13 protein-coding genes are annotated in these 15,461 nt (G+C 46.1%); 10 read left to right on the top strand and 3 right to left on the bottom strand.

Annotated features, from left to right (window positions below):
* Positions 1 to 27: 27 nt before the first annotated feature.
* Positions 28 to 1,299 carry an MFS transporter gene (locus ABLA76_RS10370; RefSeq protein ID WP_285809581.1) on the top strand — a complete coding sequence of 424 codons (1,272 nt, stop codon included), beginning with the start codon at positions 28 to 30 and terminating at the stop codon, positions 1,297 to 1,299.
* Positions 1,300 to 1,371: 72 nt separating this feature from the next.
* On the opposite strand, the gene satP is transcribed toward ABLA76_RS10370, so the two are convergent.
* Complete coding sequence (gene satP, locus ABLA76_RS10365; protein WP_348987861.1) at positions 1,372 to 1,944, bottom strand: acetate uptake transporter; 573 nt, start codon at positions 1,942 to 1,944, stop codon at positions 1,372 to 1,374.
* Positions 1,945 to 2,292: 348 nt separating this feature from the next.
* Here satP and dnaK point away from each other — a divergent pair, with 348 nt between their 5' ends.
* Together dnaK and dnaJ are read left to right on the top strand one after the other, a co-directional pair.
* Positions 2,293 to 4,203: a molecular chaperone DnaK gene (gene dnaK / locus ABLA76_RS10360; protein ID WP_047766718.1), complete on the top strand. Its 1,911-nt coding sequence runs from the start codon at positions 2,293 to 2,295 to the stop codon at positions 4,201 to 4,203.
* A 104-nt stretch (positions 4,204 to 4,307) separates the two neighbouring features.
* On the top strand, positions 4,308 to 5,435 hold the full coding sequence (gene dnaJ / locus ABLA76_RS10355; RefSeq protein ID WP_348987860.1) for a molecular chaperone DnaJ: 1,128 nt from the start codon (positions 4,308 to 4,310) through the stop codon (positions 5,433 to 5,435).
* Positions 5,436 to 5,538: 103 nt separating this feature from the next.
* Here the strand turns inward: dnaJ and ABLA76_RS10350 are convergent, their stop codons facing one another.
* Positions 5,539 to 6,384, bottom strand: coding sequence for a DMT family transporter (locus ABLA76_RS10350; protein ID WP_348987859.1), 846 nt, complete (start codon positions 6,382 to 6,384; stop codon positions 5,539 to 5,541).
* Positions 6,385 to 6,592: 208 nt separating this feature from the next.
* On the opposite strand from ABLA76_RS10350, the gene nhaA reads away from it, so the two are divergent.
* Positions 6,593 to 7,777 (top strand): Na+/H+ antiporter NhaA, encoded by a 1,185-nt coding sequence (gene nhaA / locus ABLA76_RS10345; protein ID WP_348987858.1) that lies wholly within the window; start codon positions 6,593 to 6,595, stop codon positions 7,775 to 7,777.
* Between the two features lie 226 nt (positions 7,778 to 8,003).
* Entirely contained in the window at positions 8,004 to 8,930 is a 927-nt protein-coding gene (gene nhaR / locus ABLA76_RS10340) for a transcriptional activator NhaR (protein WP_189758313.1), read from the top strand.
* 74 nt (positions 8,931 to 9,004) lie between these two features.
* Here the strand turns inward: nhaR and rpsT are convergent, their stop codons facing one another.
* A complete protein-coding gene (gene rpsT / locus ABLA76_RS10335) occupies positions 9,005 to 9,265 on the bottom strand; it encodes a 30S ribosomal protein S20 (protein ID WP_099142764.1) in 261 nt (86 codons plus the stop codon).
* Between the two features lie 348 nt (positions 9,266 to 9,613).
* On the opposite strand from rpsT, the gene ribF reads away from it, so the two are divergent.
* From ribF to ispH, 5 genes are all read left to right on the top strand, one after another.
* Positions 9,614 to 10,558, top strand: coding sequence for a bifunctional riboflavin kinase/FAD synthetase (gene ribF, locus ABLA76_RS10330; RefSeq protein ID WP_348987857.1), 945 nt, complete (start codon positions 9,614 to 9,616; stop codon positions 10,556 to 10,558).
* A 26-nt stretch (positions 10,559 to 10,584) separates the two neighbouring features.
* A complete protein-coding gene (gene ileS, locus ABLA76_RS10325; protein WP_348987856.1) occupies positions 10,585 to 13,398 on the top strand; it encodes an isoleucine--tRNA ligase in 2,814 nt (937 codons plus the stop codon).
* A complete protein-coding gene (gene lspA, locus ABLA76_RS10320; RefSeq protein WP_348987855.1) occupies positions 13,398 to 13,910 on the top strand; it encodes a signal peptidase II in 513 nt (170 codons plus the stop codon). Before ileS ends, lspA begins: the two co-directional genes overlap by 1 nt.
* 117 nt (positions 13,911 to 14,027) lie before the next feature.
* Positions 14,028 to 14,498 carry an FKBP-type peptidyl-prolyl cis-trans isomerase gene (gene fkpB, locus ABLA76_RS10315; protein ID WP_348987854.1) on the top strand — a complete coding sequence of 157 codons (471 nt, stop codon included), beginning with the start codon at positions 14,028 to 14,030 and terminating at the stop codon, positions 14,496 to 14,498.
* Positions 14,479 to 15,432 (top strand): 4-hydroxy-3-methylbut-2-enyl diphosphate reductase, encoded by a 954-nt coding sequence (gene ispH / locus ABLA76_RS10310; RefSeq protein WP_348987853.1) that lies wholly within the window; start codon positions 14,479 to 14,481, stop codon positions 15,430 to 15,432. The genes fkpB and ispH overlap by 20 nt, the downstream gene beginning before the upstream one ends.
* The last annotated feature ends 29 nt before the right edge of the window (positions 15,433 to 15,461 follow it).

Raw genomic sequence — 15,461 nt, 5'->3', positions numbered from 1 at the left:
CATTTTATAACTATAAATCGGTAACTTATGTCACAATATCACAATCGTCCATTAAATAAACAAGATTATAAAACGCTGTCCTTAGCGGCTTTAGGTGGCGCTCTGGAATTTTACGACTTTATTATCTTTATCTTTTTTGCTGTTGCGCTTGGGGAACTCTTTTTCCCTGCGGATATACCTGAATGGCTCAGACAACTACAGACATTCGGTATTTTTGCAGCCGGTTATCTGGTTCGGCCTTTAGGTGGGATCGTCATGGCCCATTTTGGCGATCTCATTGGGCGTAAGAAAATGTTTTCACTCAGCATATTGTTGATGGCTCTACCCACTCTGGCTATCGGCCTGTTGCCCACCTATGACGTCATCGGTATTGCTGCCCCCATCCTGCTGCTCCTGATGCGGATTATGCAGGGAGCCGCAATTGGTGGGGAAGTGCCCGGAGCCTGGGTTTTTGTGGCAGAGCATGTTCCTCATAAACGCATCGGATTTGCCTGTGGTGTTTTAACGGCAGGATTGAGTTTGGGGATTTTATTTGGTTCTCTCGTCGCAACCATTATAACTTCGGTTTATTCCGGGCAAGAAGTCCTGGATTGGGCATGGCGTCTGCCATTTTTCTTAGGTGGTATTTTCGGTTTATGCGCCATGTATCTGCGCCGCTGGCTGCATGAAACCCCTGTCTTCAAAGAAATGCAGGAACGCAAAACGTTGGCAGAAGAGCTGCCACTAAAAACTGTCGTGTTTAATCACAAACGCGCCATCGCTATTTCCATGCTGCTGACATGGCTCCTTTCTGCTGGCATTGTCGTCGTTATCTTGATGACACCAACCTATATGCAATCGGTATTTAAGCTGGAACAATCACTGACTTTGCAAGCAAACAGTCTGGCAGTCCTCTCATTGGCGATTGGCTGTATCTTTGTCGGATATTTATGCGACAAATGGGGAGCCGGTATCGTGCTGATTATCGGTTGCATTCTATTGGCTGCCACAACATGGTTTTTCTATCACAATATCAGCCATGAACCGCTCAAACTCTTTAGCGCTTATTCCCTCGCGGGTCTGACTGTTGGTGTGATTGGCGCTACGCCTTTTGTGATGGTGAAAAGCTATCCGCCAGAAGTCAGGTTTAGTGGCATTTCATTTGCCTATAATTTGGCTTATGCCATTTTCGGTGGACTGACACCGATCTTCGTCACCATACTGTTGGCCTATACCCCTCTGGCACCTGCCTACTATATGCTGACTTTATCGGCTGTTGGCCTGTTATTGGGGGTTTACTTGCGGAAGAAATCTCTCTGAAAAAGTGGGCAGGAAATCAGAGGATTAATAAAACACAGGATGAGCATAAATCACCCATCCTGTTAAAAACGGTTAAGCGTGTTTCACGTCACCAATTGGCAGCACAGTACGGCCATATTGTTCATTCAGCACTTCGGCCATTGCCAGATAGAAAGCACTCGCACCACAGATAACGCCTTCAAAACCCGCGAAGGTCAGGATGCTGGCATCACCGGTGATATTGCCGATTGCCAGCAATGCGAACAACAACGTCAGGCTGCCGAATACAAATTGCAGGACACGGTTAGCTTTCAACGTACCAAAGAACATAAACAGCGTGAAAATTCCCCACAGGGCGAGATAAACACCAAGGAACTCTTGGCTGGTTGCTTCAGCCAGCCCCATCTTCGGCAGGAAAAGCAACGCAATCAGGCTCAACCAGAACAAACCGTAAGAGGTAAATGCGGTTGCAGCAAACGTATTTCCTTTTTTGTACTCAAAGATGCCGGCCAGCACCTGAGCCAAACCACCGTAAAAAATTCCCATACTCAAAATTGCGGAGGACAATGGGAAAAAACCTGCATTGTGCAGATTCAACAAAATGGTTGTCATGCCAAAACCCATTAAACCCAATGGGCCTGGGTTCGCCAACTGATTAGAATGCATACTTCCCCTAGAAAATACAAATAAAACAAAATATTAAAAAGCGTTCCTGGCACTTTCCCGCGCCAGGAAATCATAAAAGGCGGCGAATCATAATGTGATGGCATCAACTACACAATGGTCTGCGGAAAATTTTTTTATTAAATCTCAATTTTTTTTCAATTCTCCCCTTGATGATGAGATGAATGACCCCATCTAAGTCTCAACTACAGTTACTACTGAATATTTCGGCATTAGCTGGAAAACAAAATGAGGAATTTCTGGCGAACAACGCCATTGAAAAGCAGACATTCATCCTCATATAGCTTAGTAACTTGACCGAATATATGAATTCTTTGTGGAGGCGTTTAGATGGGTAAAATCATTGGTATCGACTTGGGAACTACCAATTCTTGTGTAGCAATTATGGACGGCACAACCACTCGTGTGCTGGAAAACAGTGAAGGTGATCGTACCACTCCTTCTATCATCGCATATACTCAGGATGGTGAAACTCTGGTTGGTCAACCAGCTAAACGTCAGGCTGTTACTAACCCGCAAAACACGTTGTTCGCCATTAAGCGTTTGATTGGCCGTCGTTTTCAGGACGAAGAAGTGCAGCGTGACGTCGCTATCATGCCATACAAAATCATGGCGGCGGATAACGGTGATGCATGGCTGGAAGTGAAAGGCCAGAAAATGGCACCCCCTCAGATTTCTGCTGAAGTTCTGAAAAAAATGAAGAAAACAGCGGAAGACTATCTGGGTGAACCAGTAACCGAAGCGGTTATCACTGTTCCAGCCTACTTCAACGATGCACAACGTCAGGCAACTAAAGATGCTGGCCGTATCGCGGGTCTGGAAGTTAAGCGTATCATCAACGAACCAACTGCTGCTGCGCTGGCTTACGGTCTGGATAAAGAAGTGGGTAACCGCACCATCGCGGTTTATGACCTGGGTGGCGGTACTTTCGATATCTCTATCATTGAAATCGATGAAGTTGATGGCGAAAAAACGTATGAAGTTCTGGCGACCAATGGTGATACCCACTTGGGTGGTGAAGACTTCGACAGCCGCATGATCAACTATCTGGTTGACGAATTTAAGAAAGAACAAGGCATCGACCTGCGTAATGACCCACTGGCAATGCAGCGTCTGAAAGAAGCAGCAGAAAAAGCGAAAATCGAACTTTCTTCTGCACAACAGACTGACGTAAACCTGCCATACATCACTGCGGATGCGACCGGTCCTAAGCACATGAACATTAAAGTTACCCGTGCAAAACTGGAATCTCTGGTTGAAGACCTGGTTAAACGTTCTATCGAGCCGTTGAAAGTTGCACTGAATGACGCCGGCCTGTCTGTCACTGACGTTCAGGATGTGATTCTGGTTGGTGGTCAGACTCGTATGCCACTGGTGCAGAAAGCCGTTGCTGATTTCTTCGGCCAAGAGCCACGTAAAGACGTGAACCCAGACGAAGCAGTTGCAATGGGTGCAGCGGTTCAGGGCGGTGTACTGGCCGGTGAAGTGAAAGATGTTCTGCTGCTGGACGTCACTCCACTGTCTCTGGGTATCGAAACCATGGGCGGCGTGATGACTTCCCTGATCACTAAGAACACCACTATTCCAACTAAACATAGTCAAGTGTTCTCTACAGCGGAAGACAACCAATCTGCGGTAACGATCCACGTACTGCAAGGTGAACGTAAGCGTGCCGGTGATAACAAATCTCTGGGTCAGTTCAATCTGGATGGTATTCAGCCAGCAATGCGCGGTACTCCGCAGATCGAAGTAACTTTCGATATCGATGCTGACGGCATCCTGCACGTTTCTGCGAAAGACAAAAACTCAGGTCGTGAGCAGAACATCACCATCAAGGCATCTTCTGGTCTGAATGAAGAAGAAATCCAGCAGATGGTACGTGATGCAGAAGCAAACGCAGAAGCTGACCGTAAATTTGAAGAGCTGGTTCAGATTCGTAACCAGGCTGACCAACTGATCCACGGTACCCGTAAGCAAGTTGAAGAAGCAGGTGACAAGCTGACAGAGGACGATAAAGCAGCGATCGAGAAAGCAACTTCTGAACTGGAAACGGCGGCGAAAAGCGAAGACAAAGCTCAAATCGAAGCGAAGATCCAAGCTCTGGTTGAAGCCTCTCAGAAACTCCTGGAAATTGCCCAACAGCAAGCCCAGGCTGGTGCTGCCGATGCAGGCACAAGCAACGCAAAGAAAGATGACGACGTTGTAGACGCTGAGTTCGAAGAAGTTAAAGACAAAAAATAATAGCCCTTAGCGGGCAAAGTAACAGGGCGCCTGTTACTTGTTAACTGGCACGGGCGTTGAGGTAACTCCACGCCCGTGCGTGCGTGTTAAGGGTAGACAATACGATGGCAAAAAAAGATTATTACGAAGTTTTGGGCGTTTCCAAAACCGCAGATGAAAAAGAGATCAAAAAAGCCTATAAACGGCTGGCAATGAAACATCACCCTGACCGTAATCAGGGAGATAAAGAATCAGAAAGTAAATTCAAAGAAATTAAAGAAGCGTATGAGATCCTGACAGATCCTCAGAAACGTGCCGCTTATGACCAATATGGTCACGCTGCCTTTGAACAGGGTGGCATGGGCGGTGGCGCGGGTGGCGGAGCTGACTTTAGCGATATCTTTGGTGACGTTTTCGGAGATATTTTCGGTGGTGGCCGTCGTCAACAGCGTCCTAGCCGTGGTTCAGACCTGCGTTACAGCATGGAATTAACCCTGGAAGAAGCTGTCCGTGGTGTGACCAAAGAGATCCGCATTCCAACTCTAGAATCTTGCGATACCTGCCATGGCAGCGGCGCCAAAGCGGGCACCAGCCCAGAAACCTGTCCAACCTGTCACGGTGCAGGCCAGGTACAAATGCGCCAGGGGTTCTTCGCAGTCCAACAACCTTGTCCTCAATGTCACGGGCGCGGAAAAATCATCAAAGAGCCTTGCGGTAAATGTCATGGACATGGTCGCGTTGAAAAATACAAAACACTGTCCGTTAAAATTCCAGCCGGCGTTGACACCGGTGATCGCATTCGCTTAAGCGGTGAAGGTGAAGCCGGTGAACACGGTGCACCATCCGGAGATTTGTACGTTCAGGTTCAAGTCAAATCTCACCATATCTTCGAGCGTGATGGCAGCAACCTCTATTGTGAAGTCCCGATCAACTTCGCAACGGCGGCATTGGGTGGTGAAATTGAAGTTCCAACCCTTGATGGCCGCGTCAGTCTGAAAATCCCTGCGGAAACCCAGACAGGCAAGTTGTTCCGTATGAAGGGCAAAGGGGTTAAATCCGTTCGCGGCGGTGTTCAGGGCGATTTGTTGTGCCGTGTCGTCGTAGAAACACCGGTTAAACTGAATGAAGAGCAAAAAGAATTAATGCGTCAATTAGGCGAATCCTTTGGCGGGAAAAGCGGTGAAACCAATAGCCCTCGCTCCAAGAGTTTCCTTGATGGTGTGAAGAAATTTTTTGATGATCTGACCAAGTAATTTAATGCTTTTGTGAGATCTCTGATAAATCCCGCCTGATTATTTTTCTAATGTACTGGCGGGATTTCTAATTTATTAAGCCACCTTCAATTTTAAAGGGAAGTTACCCCAGCTTCGTAGCAATCACCCCAGCCACAATCACAATACAAGCCAATAATCGCATTTTGCTAAACGGCTCTCGCAAGATAACAACTGACAATAACATCGCAAATAACACGCTAGTTTCGCGCAATGCAGCAACCAGCACAATGGGTGCATGGCTCATCGCCCAAATCACGATGCCATAGCTGAGTACTTGCATCAGCCCACCCAATAGCCCCTGTTTCCAATATTGGTGAAGCTTCCTTCCGGCGGTACTCCAATATTTGCAATACATCATCGCCCCCATGACCCAACCATTAATAGCAAACAGCCACAAGATATAAGCCAAGGTATTACCGCTCACTCTGGAACCAATACCATCAGATAAGGTATAACCGGCGGTAAATGCCGATGTTGTGATTGCCGCAAATAACGTTTTACGATCCAGATGAAGAGCATTTTTCCCATGTGGAAAAGCAATTAGCATAATTCCCACGATAATGAGTCCTACCCCCAGCATGGCTGGGGGAGGTAACATTTCCTGCAAAATTATCCAACTTAATAAAGCGGTAATGAGTGGCGCACAACCTCTGGCAATGGGATATACCTGCCCCAAATCTCCCGTCGCATAAGAGCGGCTTAAAAACAGGCAATAAGCAGTATGTAAAATAGCAGATAAGATTAACCACGGCACAGAAGATAATGACGGTAATCCAACCCAAAACAGACCCAATGTGGCAATAATTCCGGCAAAAAAGACAATAATTGAAATCCCTAAAAATCGATCAGCGCTAATCTTAACTAAGGCATTCCAACTGGCATGTAACAAAGCAGCGCCAAGGACAAACAGGAAAAGTAATGTTGTCATGGAGTATCTTACTCATCTCGTTATCACAAATAATGATTAAAACTTCTTCTGTTATGTAATGTAATTTATCAATATGTCGAAAACCATTATTCCATTATGTTACAATTCGAATAAAGCGATTAATGGTACATAAATAATCTACTTTTTCCGATGTCATAACTGATTTAACATGCATGACCTTGATCAATTTCATAAGTTAATTTATTCCATGACTGCAATCATTCGCCAATTTTTAAAATTAGAAGCCGCAGGAGGGATCTTTCTCATTATAGCGGCCATTATTGCGCTGGTTATGGCGAATACGCCATTACAGGGTATTTATCATCAATTTCTCGACCTTCCTGTTGCAGTGCAATTCGCCGCGCTGGAAATCAATAAGCCATTAATACTATGGATAAATGATGGATTAATGGCGGTGTTTTTTCTCATTGTCGGGCTGGAAGTGAAACGGGAACTCATGGAAGGCTCGCTTGCAGGTCACGACAAAGCCATCTTTCCAGCCATTGCCGCGCTTGGAGGGATGCTGGTGCCAGCCTTGATCTATCTGCTGTTTAATGGCAATGATGAGATCACCCAACAAGGTTGGGCAATTCCCTGCGCAACAGATATTGCTTTTGCACTGGGGATCATGGCGTTGTTGGGGAAACGTGTTCCCACCGCATTAAAAGTATTTTTGCTTGCGCTGGCGATTATTGATGATTTAGGTGTCATCCTCATTATCGCTTTGTTCTATACCAAAACGGTATCTTTGACAGCATTAGGCTTGGCTACCGCCATGATTGGGCTACTGGTTTGGATGAATTGGAAAGGAATCGCTAAAACATCCGCTTATCTGATTGTTGGTACTGCTTTATGGGTGTGTATCTTGAAATCGGGCATTCATGCCACACTGGCTGGCGTTATTGTCGGGTTCTTGATCCCCCTTCGAGATAAAAAAGGTGAGTCACCTTCTGAAACGTTGGAGCATGAACTGCATTCATGGGTTGCTTATTTAATTCTGCCACTGTTTGCTTTTGCCAATGCCGGTATTTCATTACAGGGCGTCACATTAGATGGCTTAACCAGTATATTGCCTATAGGCATTGCCCTTGGCCTGTTTATTGGCAAACCATTGGGTATTTTCCTGTTTAGCTGGATTGCGGTAACACTGGGAATGGCTAAATTGCCGGAAAAAATTGGCATGAGGCAAATTTTCGCTGTTTCCGTACTGTGTGGGATCGGTTTTACCATGTCTATTTTTATCTCAGGTCTGGCATTTGAAGGTCTCAATGACACCTTCAGTACTTATTCCCGCTTAGGGATATTGATAGGTTCTACAACCGCAGCCATTGTCGGTTATGGACTGCTAACCCTACTATTACCGAAGAAAAAAAACGTAGTCAAAAACAGATGAATAGACTAATTTAAGCACAGATATAGAAAGAATTTCCGAGGTAACTCATTCTCTTAATATTCGCGGCAAAACGTTTATAACTGCGATACTGCGAATATTTTCATAGTTATAGAAAATAGTCATAGAAAATAGCAATAGAAAAATAGGAAAACGCCATAATCTGGCGACCTGAAATGTATGGTCACGGCTGTTATACAGGTGTGAGCCGATACACAAGGATAAATATATGCGGGTTTCACATTTAAATTTTAACCACCTCTATTATTTTTGGCACGTTTGCAAGGAAGGTTCTGTTGTGGGGGCAGCAGAAGCGCTCTACCTGACACCACAAACCATTACAGGGCAGATAAAAGCGTTGGAAGAGCGGCTGGGTGGAAAGTTATTCAAGCGTCAAGGAAGAGGTTTAGTCCCCTCAGAACTGGGGCAACTCATTTTCCGCTATGCGGATAAGATGTTTACACTCAGCCAGGAAATGATGGATATCGTGACTTACAGCCGAGAATCAAATCTGTTGTTTGATGTCGGGGTCGCTGATGCGCTGTCTAAACGTTTAGTGAGTAAAGTGCTGGAAACAACCGTTGTGGAACACGAAAAAATCCACTTGCGTTGTTTTGAATCAACACATGAAATGCTGCTTGAACAACTTAGCCAGCATAAACTGGATATGATCCTATCCGATTGTCCAGTGGATTCCTCGCAACAGGAAGGCTTGTTTTCAGTGAAATTGGGGGAATGCAATATCAGTTTTTATTGCCGCCAGCCGATCCCAGAAAAGCCCTTTCCCGCCTGTTTGGAAGAGCGCCGTTTATTAATCCCAGGGCGCCGCTCTATGTTAGGCAGAAAGCTCCTGACGTGGATACGCAATAAAAATCTTGAAGTTGAGGTGCTGGGCGAATTTGATGATGCTGCTTTGATGAAAGCGTTTGGTCTGTATCACAACGCCATTTTCATTGCGCCTTCTTTCTACGCCAATGATATTTTTGCTGATAGTGATATTGTTGAGATAGGTCGGTTGGATACGGTGCAGGAAGAATATTACGTCATCTTTGCCGAGCGTATGATCCAGCATCCGGCAGTCCAGCGCGTGTGTAACAAAGACTTTTCTGCTTTGTTTAGCTCACCACCAAAAAGTCGTCCTGAAAAATTATATTAAATTATGCGATAAAACTAGCAGATACAAAAAAACCGGCTTAAAGCCGGTTTTTTTAGCATCATCAAAACCAATGATTACATGGCTTTGATTTGTGCTGCCAGAGCAGATTTATGACGTGCTGCTTTGTTTTTGTGGATCAGACCTTTGCAGGCGTGACGATCAACAATTGGTTGCATGTCATTGAATGCTTTCTGTGCAGCTTCTTTGTCGCCAGCAGCGATAGCCGCGTAGACTTTCTTGATAAAAGTGCGCACCATAGAACGACGGCTCGCATTGTGCTGACGGCGTTTCTCAGACTGTATGGCGCGTTTCTTAGCTGATTTGATATTAGCCAAGGTCCTACTCCCAAATATATTCTATCGAGGACAATTCAAAGGCCGAGGAATATGCCTGTTCAGCCTTCTTTTGTCAATGGATTTGTGCAAATAAGCGTCGTTGTACAGCGACGCTGGTTACGTTGTGATGGGGCGGGATTTTATCAGCTTACTCAGAGGGAATACAGCCTTTCGCAATAAAAAACTGAATGAATCACAGAGAAATGCGATAAATTAAATATTTTTCGGGCATCTGGCCTATTTTTATTGTATGAATCAGGTTATTAATTAAAACCCTTTGTGATCGTGGGTTAACCTTGCGCTTTGTACAAGGTATAATCCGGCAATTTCCACGGTATTGAGCCAGCTATGGAGCTAATTCGCGGTATACACAATATCCGGGCGCGTCACCATGGTTGCGTGCTGACGATTGGTAATTTTGATGGTGTCCATCGCGGGCATCAGGCTTTATTAAAACACTTGAAGCAAGAAGGGCAGCGTCTCGGATTACCGACAATGGTCATGATTTTCGAACCGCAGCCTCTGGAAGTTTTTGCGCCAGATAAAGCGCCAGCCCGCCTGACAAGGCTGAGAGATAAAATAAAGTATCTAGCCCAAAATGGCGTTGATTATCTGTTATGTGTGAAATTTGACAAACATTTTGCAGCCAACTCACCTGAAGCCTTTGTTTCACAGTTGCTCGTTGAAAAACTGGGGGTTAAATTTTTGGCAATAGGCGATGATTTCCGTTTTGGCAAAAATCGCCGCGGGGATTTCCACTATTTGCAGCAAGCAGGTAAACAATACCGTTTTGATGTCGCCAGCACAGACAGTTTTTGTGACAGCGGTCTTAGGATCAGCAGTACAGCCATTCGTCAGGCACTGCAAAGTGATGACCTGGCCTTGGCCGAAATATTACTGGGGCATCCTTACAGTATAAGTGGCAGAGTTGTTCACGGTAAGCAATTGGGACGCACCATCGGTTTTCCTACTGCTAACTTACCGTTGAAACGTCTGGTTGCGCCTGTTCTGGGTGTTTATGCTGTTGACGTCCATGGATTGGGCAATAACCCCCTACCGGGTGTTGCAAACATCGGCAATCGCCCTACCGTTGCGGGTCAAGGCCTGCAACTTGAAGTGCATTTGATTGATACCCAAATGGATCTGTATGGGCATCATATTGATGTGGTATTGCGCAAAAAATTGCGTAATGAGCAGCGATTTGCTTCGCTTGATGCGCTTAAACAGCAAATCGCAAATGATGTGGTTGCTGCAAGGGACTATCTCTTGCAGCAATCCAAGTCATGTATCTAGCGGAAAATTGGAACTGAGAATCGATAATGAGTGACTACAAAAACACCCTGAATTTACCGGAAACAGGGTTCCCTATGCGCGGGGATTTAGCGAAGCGCGAACCTGATATGTTGAAACGTTGGTACAAAGAAGGTTTGTATCAGGCAATTAGAAAAGCAAAATCTGGCAAGAAAACGTTTATTTTGCATGATGGCCCTCCCTATGCAAACGGCGATATTCATATTGGTCACTCAGTTAATAAAATTCTCAAAGATATTGTTATTAAGTCCAAAGGGCTGTCAGGCTTCGACTCGCCTTATATTCCAGGTTGGGACTGCCATGGTTTGCCGATTGAGCTTAAAGTTGAGCAGATTATCGGCAAGCCAGGGGAAAAATTTTCCGCCGCTGAATTCCGTGCTGAGTGCCGCAAGTATGCTATGACTCAGGTTGAAGCACAGAAAGCAGGCTTCAAACGTCTGGGTGTCCTGGGCGATTGGGATAAACCTTACCTGACCATGGACTTCAAAACAGAAGCCGACATCATTCGTACTCTCGGCCGCGTTATCAAAAATGGGCACTTGCTGAAAGGCGTAAAACCCGTTCACTGGTGTACTGATTGTGGTTCCTCCCTCGCCGAAGCGGAAGTGGAATACTACGATAAAACGTCCCCTTCCATCGACGTGCGCTTCGTGGCCGTTGATGCCGATGCCGTGTACGCCAAATTTGATGTACAATCACAAGGTCTGCCTGTTTCCTTGATCATCTGGACCACCACCCCGTGGACATTACCAGCAAACCGTGCGATTGCCCTGGGTGCCGAAATCACCTACCAATTGGTCAAAATCAATGACGAATGTATCATTCTGGCGGCTGAACTTGTCGAAAGTGTTATGCTGCGCGCGGGTATCACTGCATGGGAAGTTTTAGGCGATTGCACGGGAGCCTATCTTGAACTGATGCGCTTTAGCCATCCATTCATGAGCTACGATGTTCCCGCCATTCTCGGTAATCACGTCACCCTTGAAGCCGGTACAGGGGCAGTTCATACCGCAGGTGGTCATGGTCCAGACGATTACGCTATCAGCTTAAAATATGGCCTTGAAATCGCTAATCCCGTTGGCCCGAATGGTTGCTATCTCTCCGGCACTTACCCTTCTCTGGATGGACAATTTGTCTTCAAAGCTAACGACATCATTGTTGAATTGCTGAAAGAGAAAGGCGCATTGCTGCATACGGCAAAAATTCAACACAGCTACCCGTGCTGCTGGCGCCACAAAAAACCGATTATCTTCCGTGCAACACCACAATGGTTCATCAGCATGGACAAAAAGGGTTTGCGCGAACAATCACTGAAAGAGATCAAAGATGTTCAGTGGATACCTGGCTGGGGACAGGCACGTATCGAATCAATGGTAGAAAACCGTCCAGACTGGTGTATTTCACGCCAGCGTACATGGTGTGTGCCAATGTCTCTGTTTATTCATAAAGAGACCCAAGAGCTACATCCTCGCACCGTTGAATTGATTGAAGAAGTCGCCAGACGCGTTGAAGTCGATGGCATTCAAGCATGGTGGGATCTGGATGCAACAGAACTACTGGGTGATGAGTCCGCAAATTACACCAAGGCACCAGACACACTGGATGTTTGGTTTGATTCAGGAAGTACCCATTCTTCGGTTGTAGATGCACGTCCAGAATTCAACGGCAATTCAGCCGATCTGTATCTGGAAGGTTCTGACCAGCACCGTGGCTGGTTTATGTCTTCACTGATGCTGTCCACTGCGATTAAAGGCAAAGCCCCTTATCGTCAGGTTCTGACTCATGGTTTTACCGTTGATGAACAAGGGCGTAAAATGTCCAAATCCATCGGCAATACCATCAGCCCGCAAGATGTGATGAACAAACTGGGCGCAGATATCCTGCGTTTATGGGTGGCAGCAACTGACTATACTGGCGAAATCGCTGTTTCTGACGAGATCTTGAAACGTTCGGCTGATGCTTACCGCCGTATCCGCAATACCGCCCGGTTCTTGCTGGCAAACCTGAACGGTTTCAACCCGGAAGAGCACATGGTAAAAGCAGAAGATATGGTGGTTCTGGATCGCTGGGCAGTCGGCCGTGCTCAGGCAGCACAGGCAGATATCCTCAAACACTATGAAGAGTATGATTTCCACTCAGTAGTTCAACGCTTGATGCAGTTCTGTTCTGTGGAGATGGGTTCGTTCTATCTGGATATCATCAAAGATCGCCAGTACACCGCGAAAAGTGACGGCCTTGCTCGTCGTAGCTGCCAGACTGCCCTGTACCATATCGCAGAAGCCCTGGTTCGCTGGATGATGCCGATCCTGTCGTTCACTGCCGATGAAATCTGGTATGAATTGCCCGGTAAACGTGCTCAATATGTCTTTACCGAAGAGTGGTATGACGGTCTGTTTGGTCTGGCAGATGGCGAAGATATGAACGATACTTTCTGGGCTGATCTGCTGGCAGTACGCGGCGAAGTGAACAAAGTTCTGGAACAGGCGCGTGCCGATAAACATATCCGCAGTTCACTGGAAGCGGCTGTCACACTCTATGCCGATGAAGCCCTGGCGGAAAAACTCAACCAACTGTCTGATGAACTGCGTTTTGTCCTGCTGACCTCTCAGGTTGAAGTAGCTGCTTATGCAGCCGCCGGTGAGGATGCGCAGCAAAGTGAAATTGCTGGCTTGAAAATCGCCTTGCGTAAAGCAGACGGAGAAAAATGTCCACGTTGCTGGCATTATGCTAAAAACGTGGGCTTGGTGGCGGAACATGCTGAACTTTGCGGCCGCTGTGTGACTAACGTTGCCGGTAACGGTGAAGAGCGTAAATTTGCCTGATGAGTACACCCATTTGTTCCACCGGACTTCGCTGGCTCTGGCTGGTTGTCGTGGTATTAATACTGGATTTGGGCAGCAAGCATTTCGTGTTGCAGCATTTCACGCTGTATGAATCCATGCCATTGATACCTTATTTCAATCTGACTTACGCCCAGAATTTAGGGGCAGCCTTTAGTTTTCTGGCTGATAAGGGCGGCTGGCAGCGTTGGTTCTTTGCATTGGTGGCTGTTGCCATCACAGTTATACTGCTGGTCATGATGTATCGTTCCCATGCCAGGCAAAAACTGAACAATATTGCCTACGCTCTGGTGATTGGTGGGGCATTGGGAAATTTGTTCGACAGGCTGGTCCATGGCTTTGTTGTCGATTTCATCGACTTTTATGTCGGAGAATGGCACTGGCCTACCTTTAATATTGCAGATTCTGCAATTTGCATCGGGGCAGCTCTCATTATCATAGAGAGCTTTATCAGCCCTGGTGACAAGGACAAGCAAGCGGTCTCGAAAACTTAGTCATTGAAAGAATGATAATAAAACCAGCTCCGGCTTAGTTAATCGGGGCTGGTAACTTCGTCTATACCCAATAGTGGTATATTTGCAATCATTTTTTAAGTAAAAGGCTTGAGCAATATGTCAATGCAGGTGCAAACGCACAGTGCAGTTTTATTACATTTCACATTAAAGCTGGATGATGGCTCTATAGCAGACTCGACTTACAACCAAGGTAAACCCGCATTATTCCGCCTCGGTGATGGTAGTCTTTCTGCCCCACTGGAAGAGCAACTTCTTGGTTTGAAAATCGGTGATAAACATCAATTTACTCTGGCTGGAGAAACTATTTTTGGCAAACACCACCCTGATTTAGTTCAATATTTCACTCCTCGTGATTTTTCCGATGCCGGTATCCCAGAAGTGGGAACCATCATGTTATTTACAGCCATGAACGGCAGTGAAATGCCAGGGTTTATCAAAGACGTGGCTGAAGGTTCCATTACTGTTGATTTTAACCATCCGCTGGCTGAACAAAACATCACTTTTGAGATTGAAGTGCTGGAAATTGACCCTCAGTTGGAAGAAAACCATGCAAATATTGCTGGCTAACCCTCGTGGTTTCTGTGCCGGTGTTGATCGTGCTATCAGCATCGTGGAACGCGCACTGGAATTGTACGGTGCCCCTATCTATGTTCGCCATGAAGTGGTGCATAACCGTTATGTGGTTGACAATCTCAGGAAGAGTGGCGCTATCTTCATTGAAGAAATTTCAGAAGTGCCTGATGGCGCTATTCTGATCTTCTCAGCCCACGGTGTTTCCCAAGCCATTCGTGCAGAAGCCCGCTCCCGTAACTTAACCATGCTGTTTGATGCAACCTGCCCATTAGTCACCAAAGTCCATATGGAAGTGGCAAGGGCGAGTCGCAAAGGCAAAGAGGCGATTTTAATCGGTCATGCCGGTCATCCCGAAGTAGAAGGCACCATGGGGCAATACAATAACCCCAACGGGGGGATGTATCTGGTGGAATCACCGGAAGATGTGTGGAAACTGCAAGTTAAAGATGAGAATAACCTCTGCTTTATGACCCAAACGACACTTTCTGTTGATGACACCTCAGAAGTGATTGATGCACTTAACGCAAGATTCCCCAATATTGTCGGCCCACGCAAAGATGATATCTGCTATGCCACCACTAACCGTCAGGAAGCGGTACGTGATTTGGCATCAGGGGCTGATGTCGTGTTAGTTGTTGGTTCTAAAAACTCATCAAATTCAAATCGCCTGGCCGAACTCGCACAACGCGTAGGCAAGCCTGCCTATTTGATTGATTCAGCTAAGGATATCCAGGCAGAGTGGATCACTGGTGTGAACGCAGTGGGTGTCACAGCGGGTGCATCGGCACCGGATATTTTAGTACAGCAGGTGATTGAACGCCTGAAAACGTTTGGCGCAGAAACAGTTAACGAACTGCATGGCAGAGAAGAAAATATCGTTTTTGAAGTACCAAAAGAGTTACGGGTTGAAGTGAAAGAGGTTAATTAAAGTAATTTTATTTAATTAACCCGAATTCT

Source organism: Xenorhabdus sp. SGI240 (genome assembly GCF_040081915.1).
In the GTDB taxonomy this organism is placed as follows: Bacteria; Pseudomonadota; Gammaproteobacteria; order Enterobacterales; family Enterobacteriaceae; genus Xenorhabdus; species Xenorhabdus bakwenae.
Note: the sequence above shows the minus strand (reverse complement) of the source record. Positions and strands in the feature narration are given on the sequence as shown.

Excerpts from the sequence above, each read along its gene's own strand:
- ABLA76_RS10370 (WP_285809581.1), top strand. The coding sequence starts at position 28 with ATGTCACAATATCACAATCGTCCATTAAATAAACAAGATTATAAAACG.
- ispH (WP_348987853.1), top strand. The coding sequence starts at position 14,479 with ATGCAAATATTGCTGGCTAACCCTCGTGGTTTCTGTGCCGGTGTTGAT.
- lspA (WP_348987855.1), top strand. The coding sequence starts at position 13,398 with ATGAGTACACCCATTTGTTCCACCGGACTTCGCTGGCTCTGGCTGGTT.
- nhaR (WP_189758313.1), top strand. The coding sequence starts at position 8,004 with ATGCGGGTTTCACATTTAAATTTTAACCACCTCTATTATTTTTGGCAC.
- fkpB (WP_348987854.1), top strand. The coding sequence starts at position 14,028 with ATGTCAATGCAGGTGCAAACGCACAGTGCAGTTTTATTACATTTCACA.
- ribF (WP_348987857.1), top strand. The coding sequence starts at position 9,614 with ATGGAGCTAATTCGCGGTATACACAATATCCGGGCGCGTCACCATGGT.
- satP (WP_348987861.1), bottom strand. The coding sequence starts at position 1,944 with ATGCATTCTAATCAGTTGGCGAACCCAGGCCCATTGGGTTTAATGGGT.
- ABLA76_RS10350 (WP_348987859.1), bottom strand. The coding sequence starts at position 6,384 with ATGACAACATTACTTTTCCTGTTTGTCCTTGGCGCTGCTTTGTTACAT.
- nhaA (WP_348987858.1), top strand. The coding sequence starts at position 6,593 with ATGACTGCAATCATTCGCCAATTTTTAAAATTAGAAGCCGCAGGAGGG.
- dnaK (WP_047766718.1), top strand. The coding sequence starts at position 2,293 with ATGGGTAAAATCATTGGTATCGACTTGGGAACTACCAATTCTTGTGTA.
- dnaJ (WP_348987860.1), top strand. The coding sequence starts at position 4,308 with ATGGCAAAAAAAGATTATTACGAAGTTTTGGGCGTTTCCAAAACCGCA.
- ileS (WP_348987856.1), top strand. The coding sequence starts at position 10,585 with ATGAGTGACTACAAAAACACCCTGAATTTACCGGAAACAGGGTTCCCT.